The organism is Duganella sp. AC917 (genome assembly GCF_979258245.1).
Genome location: NZ_OZ409848.1, coordinates 2079780 through 2094597 on the forward strand (window position 1 = coordinate 2079780; position 14818 = coordinate 2094597).

The following is a 14818-nucleotide window of genomic DNA, read 5'->3' on the forward strand; positions in this document are numbered from 1 at the left end:
ATTAGGAGAAATAATATAACGCGGCGGCTGCGATCCACTCAGCGCACAACATTATCTACCCATTATTATTATCTTATATATAGGATTTCTATGGACGCGCATACTCAGGCAATTCAATCGGGAGACCGGGATTTGCAAGCGATTAATACCGCGCTGAACCGGGTACAGGCGCTGATCGAGTTCGATCTCGACGGCATTATCCTGCATGCGAACGAGAATTTCCTGGCCACCGTTGGCTACACGCTGGCAGAAGTCCAGGGCCGCCACCATGCGATGTTCTGCGATCCCGACTATGTCAAGACCGCCGAGTACAAGGACTTCTGGGCCCGCCTGGGCCGCGGCGAATACGACCGCGGCGACTACAAGCGCGTTGGCAAAGGCGGCCGCGAAGTGTGGATCAATGCGTCCTACAACCCTATTATCGATGCCGACGGCAAGGCCTACAAGGTCATCAAGTTCGCCACCGTGATCACCGACAGCAAGAACCAGAATGCCGAGTACGAGGGCAAGGTCGCCGCCATGTCCAAGGCGCAGGCGGTGATTGAATTCGACATGACCGGGCACGTGCTGTGCGCCAACGATAACTTCCTGCAAACGATGGGTTATACCCTCGATGATATTCGCGGCGAGCATCACCGCATGTTTTGCGAACCGGAATACGCCACCGGCTCAGAATATAAACGTTTCTGGCAAAAGCTCAATCGCGGCGAATTCGATGGCGGCCGGTATAAGCGCATCGGAAATAATGGCAAAACAATATGGATACAGGCCACTTATAATCCCATCCTCGATTTAAATGGCAAACCATACAAGGTGGTTAAATTCGCCAGCGATATTACCGCGCAGGTGAATCTGGAAACTTCCGTGGCTGACAAGGCCGCCTCCGACGGCGCCAAGATCAAGCGCCTGCTCGAATCGGTGGAGCGGGCGGCCTCCGGCGACCTAACCAGCGCCATCGTTATCGACGGCGACGAGCCGCTCGACCACCTGGCCGAGGGCATCAGCAAAATGATCGCCGACCTGCGCAAAGTGATCGGCGAGGTGGTGGCGTCGGCCAACGGTTTCGCCGAGGCCTCGACCACCATCGCCGAGCGCTCGGGCAGCGTTGCGCTCGGCACCCAGGCGCTGGGCGCGACCGTCGAGGAGATGAACGCGTCGATCGACGGCCTGACCAACTCGATCGACATCATCGCCGGCAACACCTCCAACGCCGACACGCTGGCCAAGGATACCCAGCACGAAGCCGAGGTCGGCGCCAAAGCGGTGGCCAAGTCGATCGAGGCGATGGACCTGATCAATCGCTCGTCGGAAGACATCGGCGAGATCGTCAAGGTCATCAGCGAGATCGCCAACCAGACCAATATGCTGGCCTTCAACGCCGCTATCGAGGCCGCGCGCGCCGGCGAGCACGGCCTGGGCTTCTCGGTGGTGGCCGACGAGGTGCGCAAGCTGGCCGAGCGCTCCTCGCAGGCGACCAAGGAGATTTCCAAGTTGATCAACGAATCGGTCAAGCGCGTCTCGGCCGGCAGCGAGATTTCGCGCCAGGCCAGCGACGCCTTCGACAAGATCGTCGCCGGCGTGGCGAAGACCACTATGGCCATCTCGGACATCTCCAAGGCCACCAACGAGCAGCTGCTGACCGCGCGCGAAGTGAGCACGGCGGTGCAGTACATCGCCGAGGAAGCCGAAAAGTCCGCCGCCGCATGCGACAGCATCGCCCGCTCCACCGAAGGGTTGAACGTGCGCGCCGGCGACTTGAACAAAACCGTTTCCGGCTTCGTGGTCTAAGGTAGACAACCAGGTGGAAATCAGCGGAGGCATCCAACCGTCGACCTTGTCGGCCTTGATCGCGCTGGTGCGCGAGCATACCGGCATCGCCATGAGCGACCGCAAGAGCTCGCTGCTGGAGCGGCGCCTGCGGCCGCGGATGCAGGCGCTCGACATCGGCAGCTTCCAGGGTTATGTGCAACGAGTACGCGACGACAGCGCCGAAGTGCCGCATTTTATCGACCTGGTCACCACCAACGACACGCTGTTTTTCCGCACCCAGCACGTGTGGGACTACGTCGAGCGCGAGTTCTTGCCGCGCTGGTGGCGCGAGCATCCCGGCCAGACGCTGTCGGTGTGGTCGGCGGCGGCCTCCAGCGGCGAGGAGCTGTACTCGATCGCCATGCTGTGCGACCAGTTCGCGGCGCTGGCGCCCGGCTTTAGCTATCGCATCCTCGGCACCGATATTTCGAATCAAATCCTGGCGCAGGCACGTGGCGGTCAATACGCCGGCCGCTCGGTCGAGCGGCTGATGGCCTCGCACCCGGATTGGGTCAACCAGTATTTCACGGCGCGCGGCGACGGCCTGCAGGTGGTCGACGCGCTCAAACGGCACGTCACGCTGGCCCAGCATAACCTGCTCAAGCCGCTGCGGCCGCCGGCGCCGTTCAAGCAACAAAAGTTCGACCTCGTGTTCCTGCGTAACGTCTTGTTTTATTTTGACGAGGAACACCAACAGGCCGTGCTCCAGCAAGTCCGCCACAGTATGGCGCCCCACACCAGGTTGATCCTGGGCGAATCCGAATCGATCACAGGCCTCGATACCGCCTGGCAGTTCGAGCGGCCATTGATTTATACGCTCGGTAGCCTGACACCATGATCTCACACCCCACCCTTAGCAACGCAGCGGTACTGCCCACCCTGCCATGGACCGCGCAAGACGACGCGGCCGGACGGCTCGCCGGCCCGTTCCGCCACGTCGGCATTGGCGAACTGCAAATCGGCGGCCGCACCGAGCAACTGAAAGCGCTGCTGGGTTCCTGCGTGGGCATCGCTTTCCTGTGGAAAAAACGCGGCCGCTGCGGCCTGGCCCACTGCCTGCTGCCCGAGGGCACCTCGCTGCAATCGGAACCGGGCGCGCGTTACGTCAGCCAGGCCGTGCCATCGCTGTTGCGCCTGATCGGTGCGAGCACCGCCGACTACGCCGACATTTTGGTGGTGGTGGCCGGTGGCGGCATGATGCTCGACGCCTGCTCGTCGCGCTTCCAGGTCGGCCAGCAGAACGCAGACGCCGCCCGCAAATACCTCGGCCTGTACGGCCTCAACGTGCTCGAATGCCGCGTCGGCGGCAAGACCGGCCGCACGCTGGCCGTCGATTGCGCCACATGTACTTATCAGATCGCAGAGATCGCCGCCCAGCCCCGGGAACGCCGCCATGCACATGCTTGAACAGAAAACGCCCGCCGTCGCCGGCCCCACCGAACTGTTCGGCTCGTTCGTGCTGGGCCCGGATGAGTTCGCCCTACCCGCGCTGTGTATCCGCGAAGTGGTCAATTTTCCCGACAAGATGACCGCGCTGCCGTTGTCGCCGCCGTTTTTGGAAGGGATGTTCACGTTGCGCGGCAGCGTCATCCCGGTGGTCAACCTGGGCCGGGTGTTCAACCCGGCCGCACCGGCCGCCGAGCGTACGCACAAGATCGCCATCCTCGACTACGACGGTGTGCTGGTCGGCATCCTGTTCCATGCCACCGGCGAGATCCTGCGCGTGCGTCCCGAACAACGCAGCACGCTAAGCTACGCGTCCGGCGAAAGCCACGGCGTGGTGGCCGGCACCATTTTGCTCGAGGACGGCGCGCGACTGCTGCAGGTGCTCGACCCGGCCGCGCTGGCGCGCATTGAGAACGTACCGCAAGTGCTGGCGCTGCAAGGCGCCGGCCGCCAGGCGGCGCGGCGGCACCAGGGCGAGCGGCGTCAGTGCGTCAGCTTCCGCGTTGGCAGTTCGTCGTTCGCGCTGGAAATGGGCGCGATCCAGGAAATCATCCGCGTGCCGGAGATCCAGGCATCCGTGCTGAACAGTGCCCTGTGCCTGGGCCGCATCAACTTCCGTGGCAGCCCGGTCGGCGTGGTCTGCTTTTACACGCTGCTGACGCCGGGCGCCGCCAGCGCCCCGCCGCCAAGCGAACGCGTGTTCCACCCAGACCAGCGAGTTGTCATTGCCCGCATCGACGACACAACGATCGGCTTTTTGGTCGACTCGGTCGACAACATCGTCAACTTCTTCAGCGAAGAGATCATGCCGATCCCGATGCTGGGCAAGTCGCGCTCGGGCATGTTCGCCGGCTGCATCTCCAAACCGGACCTGGGCGACATCATCCTGCTCGAGCACCGCCAGATCCTGTCGAGCGCCGAAATCGTAGCGATGCGCACCGGCCACGCCAGCCTGTATCCGAAGGACGAAGCGGCCGCCGCAGCCCAGGAAAGCGGCCAGGCCCGCCGCAACCAGCGCCATGTCTACATCACGTTCTCGCTGGAGAACACCTATGCGGTCGAAATCAAGCAGGTGCGCGAAATCATCGATTATTCGGATGACGTTACGCATGCGCCAGGTATGCCGTCGTTCATGCGCGGCATGCTCAACCTGCGCCAGCAAATGATCAGCGTGATCGATCTGCGCAGCCTGTACCAGATGGCGCCGGCGCCGGAAAGCGGCCAGGCCAAGATCCTGGTGATCGAGCGCGGGCAGGACCGCTACGGGCTGCTGGTCGACGCGGTCGAGAACATCATGACCGTCAACGACAACCGCCGCTTCACCGCGCCGAAGATGATGCGCAACCACAGCGTCAACGACGGCCCGCGCGGCGAGATGGAGGAAGTGATCGACATCGAGGGCGAAGGCGACAGCCACAAGACGCTCAGCGTATTCGAATGCGACCGCCTGCTGCAGCGTCTGGCGCGTGAAATGCCGGCACTGGCGTCGTAGCCGCAAGATAACTGTCCGCAGCGGTCCACAGCGGGCCGGGTTGGGTATGACGGGCGGCCTACGGACCGCCCTTTTTTTTCGCCCGGGCCGACGTCAGGCGCCGATGGCAAGTTGCCGGCCGCGCGGGGCGGCACGTGGCGCGGCGCCCTGCCCGGCCGCTTCATCGAGCTGGAAGGTGCTGACCATCTGTTCCAGCGCGGCGGCCTGTTCCTGCATCGAACCGGCGGCTGCGGCGGCCTCCTCGACCAACGCGGCGTTTTGCTGCGTCACCTCGTCCATCTGCAAGATCGATTGGTTGATCTGATTGATGCCCTCGCTTTGCTCTTCGCCGGCGACCATGATCTCGTTCATGATGCCGGTGACGCGCTGCACGCTACTGACAATGTCGTTCATGGTGGCGCCGGCGCGGTCCACCAGCTGCGAGCCGGCGTCGACCTGCTCGACCGAGGCGGTGATCAGCTCCTTGATTTCCTTGGCTGCGGCCGCCGAACGCTGGGCCAGGTTGCGCACCTCGGTGGCCACCACCGCGAAGCCGCGTCCCTGTTCGCCGGCGCGGGCCGCTTCAACCGCCGCGTTCAGCGCCAGGATGTTGGTCTGGAAGGCGATGCCGTCGATCACGCCGATAATATCGGCGATCTTGCGCGACGAGCCGTTGATGGTGCTCATCGTGTCCACCACCTGCGATACGAGCGCGCCGCCGCGACCGGCGACATCGGACGCGGTCAGCGCGAGCTGATTGGCCTGCCGCGCGTTGTCGGCATTCTGGCGCACGGTCGAGGTCAATTCCTCCAGCGACGACGCGGTTTCTTCCAGTGCCGCCGCCTGCGCCTCGGTACGGCGCGACAAGTCCATATTACCGTCCGAGATTTCCTTGCTGGCGATGGCAATGGCGTTGCTGCCGCCACGCACGCTGTGCACGGTGGCGGCCAGTTGTTGCTGCATCTTGACCAGGCCCTGCATCAAACGGCCCATTTCATCCTGACGGCCAATGTCGATGCGGTTAGCCAGGTTACCGGCGGCAATAGCGTCGAAGTGGCCGAGCGCAGCCGACAGCGGGCGCATGATGGCGCGCAACAGCGTGGTGCTTGAAAACACGATCACGGCCAGCACGACCAGCAAGCCGATCACGAACCCTTTCTGGAAGGTCGCGTAAAACGCCTGGCTCTCCACATAGTATTCTTCGGCGGATTTCAACTGGTATTCCTCCAGCTTGGCGGAGGCCGCGTCGAAGATGCCGAACTGGGCGGACAGCTTTTTCATCGCCAGCTCGTCGATCTGTGTCGCGTCCTGGGCGCGCAGCGCCGCCATCAGCGCGCGCAGCCCATCATTGATGTACTGCGTGCGCTTGGTGTCGAGGTCCGCAGCCAGTTCCTTCTCGCCCGGACCCAGCGGCAGGGCCAGGTAACCCTTCCAGGCCTTGTCGGAGTCGGCGATGAAGCCCTCGGCGCGGTCCAGCGTTTTGGGCAAATCGGCGGCTTCCGGATGGAACACGCCGCGGTCGATGGCGAAGCGCGAGCGGTTCAGGAAGTTTTTGGCATTGCCCAGCGCGATGGCCGATGCCAACTGGTTCGAATACACGTCCTTGAGTGCGAAGTTGACTCTGCTGATACCGAAAGCACTGACGCCGGCCAGCGCCAGGATCAGCACGCCGAGCACGCACATCGTGGCGATCAGTCTGAGTCGAATGGAAAGATGGGCCATGAAGTTGTCCTGGTTGTCGTGGGCGGGCATGGTATTCGGCAATAAAATACCAACAGGCAACTATTTAAACCCAAATTTATTACACCGTCAAACCTTTTATGAATGAATTGAAAGCACTGTTTAGATAAATTACACGCCCGGACCTTGGTTTCTGGCGGCTTGAGACAGCGTCGGGTAAAGTAGTGGCGTGCCGGCAACCGCCGCTGCTCTTTTATCGAGGTCAACATGCCCGTCGCTACTCCCCTTCGCGCCATCGCGCTGCTTCCGCTTGGGCTGATCGCCGCCAGCGCCTTCGCCCTCTCGCTCTCCGACCTCAGCAACAAGGACGCCACCGGCGGCCTTAAGGCGGCGCTGGAGCAAGGCTCGAATCTGGCGATATCCAAGCTGGGCGCCGAGAACGGCTTCCTGAACAACGAGAAGGTGCGCATCCAGCTGCCGAAGATCCTGGAACAGGCGCGGCCGCTGTTGCAAATGACCGGCAAGGGCAAAAAGCTGGACGATCTGGTGATCCAGATGAATCACGCCGCCGAGGCCGCCGTGCCGATGGCCAAGCCGTTGCTGATGGATGCAGTCAAGTCGATGAGCGTGACGGATGCCAAGAACATCCTCACCGGCGGCGAGACGTCGGTGACCGATTTCTTCCGCGACAAGACTTCGGCCAAGCTGGCGGTGCAGTTTCTGCCGATTGTGAAAAAAGTCACCGACCGCTCAAAACTGTCGACGCAATACAACTCCACGATGGCGATGGCGCCGACCATGGGGTTGGTGTCGGACGATCAGCGCACGGTTGAAGGTTACGTGACCAAGCGCGCGCTCGACGGCCTGTACACGATGATCGGCGAGGAAGAAAAAGCCATTCGGGCCGATCCGCTGGGCGCCGGCAGCAAGCTGATCGGCAAGGTGTTCGGCGCGATCAAATAGGAAGTTTATCTTGCTTGAATAGCATGGCGCCCGACGATATCCATTAAAGGAAGGCCAGGTCCATACCGAGCATCCTAATAACGACGAAGGTGACTAGCGCCAGTCCCACAACCGCTGACACGAAGAATGCGGCCACCTTGCCGCTTGTGCGCAGCACCGCGCGCGTATCCTTGCCCTTCTTGCCTTGGTCGTAATGCCACTTGATGGCGTAGAACATCCCCGTGCCGAGCACGATAAACTTGAATATCACGAAAATTACAGGGATCCAATCCACCATTTTGAATACTTCCAGGCTATTACTTGACACTATCGTGAGGCATCACCCTCTAAACGTTGCTTGCGCAACTACTTTTATTCGAACCATCGAAGCCAAGTGCCTTAGCACCTCGCTCATTAACATCGGTTGGCATGAGATGCATACTACTGGAAAGCAATTTCCATACATTGAGACATAATGTCCCAGGTGAAACCCATACTAGATGATCAATCGCCAATCTGGTTGCCACGTTTGGCCGTGCACGGCGGACCACGTTTTTTGCAGATTGCCGATGCGTTGCAGGCGGCGGTCGTAGACGGCACGCTGCAACCGGGTGACCGCCTGCCACCGCAGCGCCAGTTGGCGGCACAGCTGAATGTCGACCTGACGACGGTCACGCGCGCATACGACGAAGCCAGACGCCGCAACTTGCTGGAAGGACGTGGCGCTCGCGGCACATATGTCGCGGCGGCGAAAGTCGAATTAACATCGATCCTCGACCTGAGCATGAATACCGCGCCGCCACCAGCCGGCGTGGACTTCGACGACATGTTGAAGCAGGGTTTGTCCCAGGTGCTGATGAGGGCGGATACCGAATTGCTGATGACTTACCATCTGGCCGGGGGAAGCGATTCCGACCGTATCGCTGGCGCCAAGTGGCTCGAACCGATGTTCGGACCGCTGGATTCCCGGCAAGTCGTTGTCTGTCCGGGGGCGCAAGCAGCCATCGCCGCGTTGATCCTTGCGCTGACGGCACTTGGCGATGTGATCCTGGCAGAGCCGACGACGTATCCGGGTTTGCTTGCCGCGGCAACCCAATTCGGCCGCCGTATCATCGCGGTGGAAGCGGACCAGCACGGCATGATGCCCGAGCTGCTTGAGCAGGCGTGCCGCCAGCACAAGCCGGCGCTGATCTACCTCAATCCGACATTACAGAATCCGACCGCCATCACCATTCCGCAACACCGACGCAAGGAACTCGCCAGCATTGCGCAGCGCTGCAATGTACGCATCGTCGAGGACGATCCCTACTGGCTGCTGGCCAATGCGCCGCCACCACCGATTGCCACGTTCGCCCCGCAACACGTGGTGTACATCTCGACCCTGTCGAAGTGTCTGACGCCCGGCCTGCGGGTCGCTTTCGTGCTCATTCGCGACCCGCAGGAACGCGAACGCTTCCTGGCCGCGCTAAGGTCATTTGCGTTGATGGTCGCGCCGCTCACGGCAGCACTTGCCACCCAGTGGATACTCGACGGTTCGGCCGACAGATTGATGGAAGGCATACGCATCGAGGCGCGTCTGCGCCACCGGATGGCGCGCGATATTCTGGCGGGGCGCTACAGCGGCGCCGGAGACGGCCTGCATGTATGGCTCGAGTTGCCCGGGTATTGGAACTGCGCGCAGCTAGCGGTCGCAGCCGAGAGCGAGGGCATTGCAGTCACGCCGGCCGGAGCGTTCGCGACAGGCAACGCATCCGTAAACGCTATCCGAATTTCTTTGGGCAGCATCAAGGACCGTGGACGCCTGCAGGCCGGTCTTCAACGGCTGTCTCAGCTGCTTGCGCGGCGGCCCAATTCGCCCACCCCTGCTACGTAAGCAGCCTGCCTTGTTCACGCCGTCGGTAATTTGTAATCCTTGTACTGTTCACGCAATTTGTTTTTCTGAATCTTGCCGGTGCCGCCCACCGGCAAGGCGTCCGCGAAGACTACATCATCCGGCAACCACCACTTGGCAACCTTGCCGGTGAAATGCGCCAGCAGCTCGTCGCGACCCACCTGCTGTCCCGGCTTGAGCACCACCACCAGCAAGGGCCGCTCGTCCCACTTCGGATGCGCCACGCCGATGCAGGCCGCCTGCATCACGGCCGGATGCGCCATGGCGACGTTTTCCAGGTCGATGGTGCCGATCCACTCCCCGCCGGACTTGATGACGTCCTTGCTGCGGTCGGTAATCTGCATGAAGCCGTCGATGTCGATCGTCGCCACGTCCCCGGTCGGGAACCAGCCATCCTCCAGCACATCGCCACCCTCATGTTTGAAGTAGCTCGCTACCACCCACGGCCCTTTGACCAGCAAATGCCCATAACTGACGCCATCCCATGGCAATTCCTTGCCATCGTCGTCGACAATCTTCATGTCAACGCCGAAGATCGCATGGCCCTGCTTTTGCAGGATGGCGCGCTGCTGCGCCTTGGGTAGCTCCATGTGCTTGCTCAGCAAGCCGCCGGTGGTGCCAAGTGGCGACATTTCCGTCATGCCCCAGCCGTGGATGACCTCGACGCCAAAGTCGTCGATCAAGGTGTTCATCATCGCCGGCGGACAGGCCGAGCCGCCGATCACGGTGCGGCGGAAGGTCGAGAACTTGAGCTTGTTCTGCAGCGCGTAGTTGATCAACCCCAGCCAGACCGTCGGCACGCCGGCCGAGAACGTCACGCGTTCGCTTTCGAACAGCTCGTAGACCGATTTGCCGTCCAGTGCGGCGCCCGGGAACACCATCTTGGCACCCGACAGCGGCACCGAATACGGCAGTCCCCAGGCGTTGACGTGAAACATGGGCACCACCGGCATGACCACGTCGCGCGAGGACACATTGAGCACGTTCGGCAAGGCCGACGCGTAAGCGTGCAGCACCGTCGAGCGGTGCGAATACAGCGCGCCCTTCGGATTGCCGGTCGTGCCGGAGGTGTAGCACAGGGTCGCGGCCGTGTTCTCATCGAACTGCGGCCAGACATACTCGTCCGAGTGCGCGTCGATCAAGTCTTCGTAGCACAGCAGATTGGGGATACTGGTTTCCACCGGCATGCGATCGGCGTCGCCCATCAACACGAACCCCTTGACCGTCTTGCAATGAGGCGCGATGGCCTCAACTAGGGGCAGGAAACAAAAATCGAACAGCAGGTACTGGTCTTCGGCATGATTACAAATGTAGGCCAGTTGTTCGGGATGCAGTCGAGGGTTGATCGTATGCAAGACTGCGCCGGAACCGGATACGCCGTAGTACGCTTCCAGGTGCCGGTAGCCGTTCCACGCCAGGGTTGCGACCCGCTCGCCGGGGTTCACGCCGAGGCTGTGCAGTGCGTTCGCCAGCCGCTTGGCGCGCTGGTGGCATTCGCGGAACGTGTAGCGGTGCAGGTCGCCTTCAACGCGCCGCGAGACGATCTCACTACCACCGTAGTGCCGGGCGGCGAATTCGATAATGCTGGAGATCAGTAAGGGCTGGCTCATCATTTGGCCCATTATTGAGCCGATGTTCTGGCTCCCTGCACTCGCTGGCACCGACGTATTCCCAGAACTCTTGGATTGCATGTCACGCTCCGCAACATAGTTATTTATGCAAACAAGTGTGGATGGCCGGCACGAGCACAGTCAACGGTTTTCGATGCTGCAATGCAGCACCTGGAGCCTGCGGTAAAATCACCATAATTCTCGGCGGCAGCCCCGCCGAGCCTACTTGAATGGACACTACTATTACTGCTTCCAACCTGCCGCTGGACAATTCGTTTGCGTCCTTGCCGCCCGCTTTCTATACCCGGCTCATGCCTACACCGTTGCCGGCGCCCTATCTGGTCGCCGTCAGCGAGCCGGCCGCTGCGCTGATCGGCCTGACACCTGAACAGGTGGCCGACAGCGTCGATATCCTCATCGGCAATGCCGTCCCTGATCGATCCCTGCCGCTGGCCGCCGTTTATTCCGGCCACCAGTTCGGCGTCTGGGCCGGCCAGCTCGGCGATGGCCGCGCAATCTTGTTTGGCGAGGTCGCCACGCCGCAAGGCCCGATGGAACTGCAATGGAAAGGCGCCGGCATGACGCCCTATTCCCGCATGGGCGACGGCCGCGCGGTGCTGCGCTCGTCGATCCGTGAGTTCCTGTGCTCGGAAGCGATGCACGCGCTGGGCATTCCCACTTCGCGTGCGCTGTCTGTGGCCGGTTCGGACCAGGGCGTGATGCGCGAAACCGTCGAAACGTCGGCCGTCGTGGTGCGCATGGCGCCCAGCTTCGTGCGCTTCGGCTCGTTCGAGCACTGGTTCTACCGCAACAAGGCGGACGAGCTGAAAATCCTGGCCGACTATGTCATCGACCGTTCGTACCCGGAGCTGCGCAGCGAGGACAACCCCTATGTCGGCCTGCTGCGCGAAGTCACCCGCCGCACGGCGCAGATGATCGCGCACTGGCAGGCGGTCGGCTTCATGCATGGCGTGATGAACACCGATAATATGTCGATTCTGGGCCTGACGATCGATTACGGCCCGTTCGGTTTCATGGAAGCCTTCGATCCCGATCACATTTGCAACCACACCGATCAACAGGGCCGCTACTCGTATAGCAACCAGCCGCAGGTCGGCCATTGGAACTGCTACGCGCTGGGCCAGGCGTTGATGCCGCTGATCGGCGAGGTCGACGCCGCGCAGGCGGCACTGGATGTGTACCAGTCGGCGTTCGCCGAAAAGCTGGATGAGCTGCTGCACGCCAAGCTGGGGCTGACCCATCTGGAGCAGCACGCGGAGGCTGACCGCGCGCTGTTTGACGGCATGTTCGCCCTACTCCACGCTAATGGCGTCGATTTCACGCTCTTCTTCCGCCGCCTTGGTGGATTGAAGGCGGCCGACGCCAGCGGGGACGAGCCTCTGCGCGACTTGTTCATCGACCGGCCCGCGTTCGACGCCTGGGCGATCCGGTATCGGGAGCGCCTGCAGGCCGAAGGCAGCGACGATGCCCAACGCCAGCTTGCGATGAACAAAATCAACCCCAAATATGTGCTGCGTAACTATCTGGCGCAAGTTGCCATTGAAAAAGCGCAAAACAAGGACTTTTCGGAGGTGGCGCGCCTGCTGGCGGTATTGCAGCGCCCGTACGACGAACAGCCCGAGCACGAACACTACGCCGCTTTGCCGCCGGACTGGGCAAGCCATCTCGAAGTCAGCTGTTCTTCTTAAGCGAGCACGTATCCATGACCAATAAAGTGACCAAATCCGACGCCGAATGGCGCAACATGCTGGACCCGATGGAGTATCAAGTGACGCGGCATGCCGCCACCGAGCGTGCGTTTACGGGCAAATTCTGGGATCATCACGAACACGGCATCTACACCTGCGTGTGCTGCGACACGCCGCTGTTCCGTTCCGACGCCAAGTTCGATTCCGGCTGCGGCTGGCCGAGCTATTTCGAAGCGCTGGACCCAGCCAACGTGATCGAGAAAACCGACCGAACCCATGGTATGCTGCGCACCGAAATCATTTGCGCGGTATGCGATGCCCACCTGGGCCACGTATTCCCGGACGGCCCGCCGCCGACCGGCCTGCGCTATTGCATCAATTCGGCTTCCTTGCGATTTGATCCACAAGACTAATAACGCCCTAAGACACCATGAAATTTCTGTTCGACTTTTTGCCGGTCCTGCTGTTCTTCGGCGCCTACAAGCTCTCCGGCGCCCACGCGGAGGCTTCGCAGCACTTCATTAACACTTATCTGAGCGGCATCATTTCGGGCGGTTCGGTCACGGCGGACCAGTCGCCGATCGTGCTGGCCACCCTGGTCGGCATCATCGGCACCATCGCCCAGATCGCCTATCTGAAGCTGCGCGGACAGAAAGTCGAATTCCTCATGTGGTTCTCGCTGGGCATGTTTGTGTTCTTCGGCGGCCTGACGGTTTACTTGCACGATGAAGTATTCATCAAATGGAAACTGAGTATCGTCTATTGGTTCTTTGCCGTCGGTTTGCTGGTGAGCGAATTCGTCTTTAAAAAGAACCTGATGCGCAAATCGATGGGCGAAATCATCGAGTTGCCGGATGTGATCTGGTCGCGCCTCAATCTGGCGTGGATCGGTTTCTTCACCGCCATGGGCATCCTCAATTGGTATGTCGCCTTCGTCCTTTATAAAGGCGATACCAGCGCCTGGGTCAGTTTCAAGGCGTTCGGTTCGACCGCCATCATGTTCGTGTTTATCGTTGCGCAGACGATTTATTTGTCGCGCCACATGAAGGACCCGACATGAGCGATACCCGCATGGACCGCATGCGCAGCCGCTTCCAGGCCGCGCTATCGCCGGTGGAACTGGTGCTGGAAGACGACTCCGCAATGCACGCCGGCCATGCCGGCGCTGCCTCCGGCGGCGGTCACTACAATGTCAGAATCGTTTCGTTACAATTCGAGGGCCTGAAACTCGTCACAAGACATCGACTCGTGTATGATTCCGTGCACGATATGATGCATAGTGAAATACATGCATTGGCCATTACCGCATTGGCTCCGTCCGAAGTATGATGTAGCGCCCGGCTAGGAGCGGTCCTATCGGTTTCAAGAATAATTGAACACAAAGACAGATAGCTGACCAAACTCCTTCCAGGCAATTTCGCTAAAACTTTCCCCTTACAGGAATTAATAATGACTTTCAAGCCAGCCAGTTTGCTGATCGCACTTCTCGTTGTCGCCGTGCCTGCACTTGCACAGAACGTTGCCGTTGTTAATGGCAAAGCCATCCCAACCTCGCGCGTCGAAGCCGTCGTCAAGCAGGTCGTCGCCCAAGGCCAGCAGCCGGACTCGCCGCAGCTGCGCGACCTGATCAAGAAAGACCTGATCGGCCGTGAAGTAATGATGCAGGAAGCCGAAAAACAAGGCTTCGGCAAGGATGCCGCCGTCAAAGCGCAGATCGACAACGCCCGCCAGGCCATCATCATCAACGCGATGATCGCCGACTACATCAAGAAGAACCCGATCGCCGACGCCGACGTCAAGGCCGAGTACGACCGCTTCACCAAGCAGGCCGGCGACAAGGAATACCACGTGCGCCACATCCTGCTGGCGACCGAAGCCGAAGCCAACGACGTGATCGCCAAGCTCAAAGGCGGCGCCAAGTTTGAAGACCTGGCCAAGACGTCGAAAGACACCGGTTCGGCTGCCAACGGCGGCGATCTGGACTGGGCCTCGCCTTCGTCGTTCCCACCAGCATTCTCGGCCGCCTTCGTGGCCCTGCAAAAAGGTGGCGTGACCGAGAAGCCGGTGCAAACCCCGAACGGTTTCCACGTCATCAAGGTTGACGACATCCGTCCAGCCAAGCTGCCGACGCTGGAAGAAGTCAAGCCGCAAATCTCCGAAGCGCTGGCACAGAAGAAGCTGCAAGCGTACCAGGAAGAACTGGTCAAGAAAGCAAAAGTGCAGTAATGTTATAGAAGGCGGCGCCCTGCGGGGCGCCGTT

The 14818-nt window shown here is 61.0% G+C and carries 14 protein-coding genes; 11 read left to right on the forward strand and 3 right to left on the reverse strand.

Features of this window, described 5'->3' with window-relative positions; all coding sequences use genetic code 11:
- The first annotated feature begins 90 nt into the window (after nt 1-90).
- The 4 genes from ACZ0BA_RS09060 to ACZ0BA_RS09075 are packed head-to-tail and all read left to right on the forward strand — an operon-like array spanning nt 91 to nt 4747.
- Nucleotides 91-1788, forward strand: coding sequence for a methyl-accepting chemotaxis protein (locus tag ACZ0BA_RS09060; protein WP_463450957.1), 1698 nt, complete (start codon nt 91-93; stop codon nt 1786-1788).
- A 13-nt stretch (nt 1789-1801) separates the two neighbouring features.
- Nucleotides 1802-2647, forward strand: a complete 846-nt coding sequence (locus ACZ0BA_RS09065; protein ID WP_463450958.1) for a CheR family methyltransferase — start codon at nt 1802-1804, stop codon at nt 2645-2647.
- Nucleotides 2644-3216, forward strand: a complete 573-nt coding sequence (locus ACZ0BA_RS09070) for a chemotaxis protein CheD (RefSeq protein WP_463450959.1) — start codon at nt 2644-2646, stop codon at nt 3214-3216. Before ACZ0BA_RS09065 ends, ACZ0BA_RS09070 begins: the two co-directional genes overlap by 4 nt.
- A complete protein-coding gene (locus ACZ0BA_RS09075; protein ID WP_463450960.1) occupies nt 3203-4747 on the forward strand; it encodes a chemotaxis protein CheW in 1545 nt (514 codons plus the stop codon). Before ACZ0BA_RS09070 ends, ACZ0BA_RS09075 begins: the two co-directional genes overlap by 14 nt.
- Before the next feature lie 93 nt (nt 4748-4840).
- Here ACZ0BA_RS09075 and ACZ0BA_RS09080 read toward each other — a convergent pair whose 3' ends face one another.
- The gene (locus ACZ0BA_RS09080; RefSeq protein ID WP_463450961.1) at nt 4841-6448 is read right to left on the reverse strand and encodes a methyl-accepting chemotaxis protein; all 1608 of its coding nucleotides are present in this window, start codon (nt 6446-6448) and stop codon (nt 4841-4843) included.
- 225 nt (nt 6449-6673) lie between these two features.
- Here ACZ0BA_RS09080 and ACZ0BA_RS09085 point away from each other — a divergent pair, with 225 nt between their 5' ends.
- On the forward strand, nt 6674-7369 hold the full coding sequence (locus ACZ0BA_RS09085; RefSeq protein ID WP_463450962.1) for a DUF4197 domain-containing protein: 696 nt from the start codon (nt 6674-6676) through the stop codon (nt 7367-7369).
- A gap of 43 nt (nt 7370-7412) precedes the next feature.
- Here ACZ0BA_RS09085 and ACZ0BA_RS09090 read toward each other — a convergent pair whose 3' ends face one another.
- Entirely contained in the window at nt 7413-7646 is a 234-nt protein-coding gene (locus ACZ0BA_RS09090) for a hypothetical protein (protein ID WP_463450963.1), read from the reverse strand.
- Nucleotides 7647-7823: 177 nt separating this feature from the next.
- Between ACZ0BA_RS09090 and ACZ0BA_RS09095 the strand changes: the two genes are divergently transcribed.
- Complete coding sequence (locus tag ACZ0BA_RS09095) at nt 7824-9221, forward strand: aminotransferase-like domain-containing protein (protein WP_463450964.1); 1398 nt, start codon at nt 7824-7826, stop codon at nt 9219-9221.
- Nucleotides 9222-9235: 14 nt separating this feature from the next.
- Here the strand turns inward: ACZ0BA_RS09095 and ACZ0BA_RS09100 are convergent, their stop codons facing one another.
- Nucleotides 9236-10861, reverse strand: a complete 1626-nt coding sequence (locus tag ACZ0BA_RS09100; protein ID WP_463450965.1) for a 3-(methylthio)propionyl-CoA ligase — start codon at nt 10859-10861, stop codon at nt 9236-9238.
- A gap of 218 nt (nt 10862-11079) precedes the next feature.
- Here ACZ0BA_RS09100 and ACZ0BA_RS09105 point away from each other — a divergent pair, with 218 nt between their 5' ends.
- The 5 genes from ACZ0BA_RS09105 (at nt 11080) to ACZ0BA_RS09125 (ending at nt 14784) form a co-directional block, all read left to right on the forward strand.
- Nucleotides 11080-12558, forward strand: coding sequence for a protein adenylyltransferase SelO (locus ACZ0BA_RS09105; RefSeq protein ID WP_463450966.1), 1479 nt, complete (start codon nt 11080-11082; stop codon nt 12556-12558).
- A 14-nt stretch (nt 12559-12572) separates the two neighbouring features.
- Nucleotides 12573-12971 (forward strand): peptide-methionine (R)-S-oxide reductase MsrB, encoded by a 399-nt coding sequence (msrB, locus tag ACZ0BA_RS09110; RefSeq protein WP_463450967.1) that lies wholly within the window; start codon nt 12573-12575, stop codon nt 12969-12971.
- Nucleotides 12972-12988: 17 nt separating this feature from the next.
- Nucleotides 12989-13618 carry a septation protein A gene (locus ACZ0BA_RS09115; protein WP_463450968.1) on the forward strand — a complete coding sequence of 210 codons (630 nt, stop codon included), beginning with the start codon at nt 12989-12991 and terminating at the stop codon, nt 13616-13618.
- Nucleotides 13615-13887: a BolA family protein gene (locus ACZ0BA_RS09120; protein ID WP_463450969.1), complete on the forward strand. Its 273-nt coding sequence runs from the start codon at nt 13615-13617 to the stop codon at nt 13885-13887. Before ACZ0BA_RS09115 ends, ACZ0BA_RS09120 begins: the two co-directional genes overlap by 4 nt.
- A 120-nt stretch (nt 13888-14007) precedes the next feature.
- The gene (locus tag ACZ0BA_RS09125; protein ID WP_463450970.1) at nt 14008-14784 is read left to right on the forward strand and encodes a peptidylprolyl isomerase; all 777 of its coding nucleotides are present in this window, start codon (nt 14008-14010) and stop codon (nt 14782-14784) included.
- The last annotated feature ends 34 nt before the right edge of the window (nt 14785-14818 follow it).

What these genes read in the sequence shown, in the direction of transcription:
- ACZ0BA_RS09085 (WP_463450962.1), top strand. Translation starts at nt 6,674, where the DNA reads ATGCCCGTCGCTACTCCCCTTCGCGCCATCGCGCTGCTTCCGCTTGGG.
- ACZ0BA_RS09080 (WP_463450961.1), bottom strand. Translation starts at nt 6,448, where the DNA reads ATGGCCCATCTTTCCATTCGACTCAGACTGATCGCCACGATGTGCGTG.
- msrB (WP_463450967.1), top strand. Translation starts at nt 12,573, where the DNA reads ATGACCAATAAAGTGACCAAATCCGACGCCGAATGGCGCAACATGCTG.
- ACZ0BA_RS09095 (WP_463450964.1), top strand. Translation starts at nt 7,824, where the DNA reads ATGTCCCAGGTGAAACCCATACTAGATGATCAATCGCCAATCTGGTTG.
- ACZ0BA_RS09100 (WP_463450965.1), bottom strand. Translation starts at nt 10,861, where the DNA reads ATGGGCCAAATGATGAGCCAGCCCTTACTGATCTCCAGCATTATCGAA.
- ACZ0BA_RS09070 (WP_463450959.1), top strand. Translation starts at nt 2,644, where the DNA reads ATGATCTCACACCCCACCCTTAGCAACGCAGCGGTACTGCCCACCCTG.
- ACZ0BA_RS09075 (WP_463450960.1), top strand. Translation starts at nt 3,203, where the DNA reads ATGCACATGCTTGAACAGAAAACGCCCGCCGTCGCCGGCCCCACCGAA.
- ACZ0BA_RS09105 (WP_463450966.1), top strand. Translation starts at nt 11,080, where the DNA reads ATGGACACTACTATTACTGCTTCCAACCTGCCGCTGGACAATTCGTTT.
- ACZ0BA_RS09060 (WP_463450957.1), top strand. Translation starts at nt 91, where the DNA reads ATGGACGCGCATACTCAGGCAATTCAATCGGGAGACCGGGATTTGCAA.
- ACZ0BA_RS09090 (WP_463450963.1), bottom strand. Translation starts at nt 7,646, where the DNA reads ATGGTGGATTGGATCCCTGTAATTTTCGTGATATTCAAGTTTATCGTG.
- ACZ0BA_RS09120 (WP_463450969.1), top strand. Translation starts at nt 13,615, where the DNA reads ATGAGCGATACCCGCATGGACCGCATGCGCAGCCGCTTCCAGGCCGCG.
- ACZ0BA_RS09125 (WP_463450970.1), top strand. Translation starts at nt 14,008, where the DNA reads ATGACTTTCAAGCCAGCCAGTTTGCTGATCGCACTTCTCGTTGTCGCC.
- ACZ0BA_RS09115 (WP_463450968.1), top strand. Translation starts at nt 12,989, where the DNA reads ATGAAATTTCTGTTCGACTTTTTGCCGGTCCTGCTGTTCTTCGGCGCC.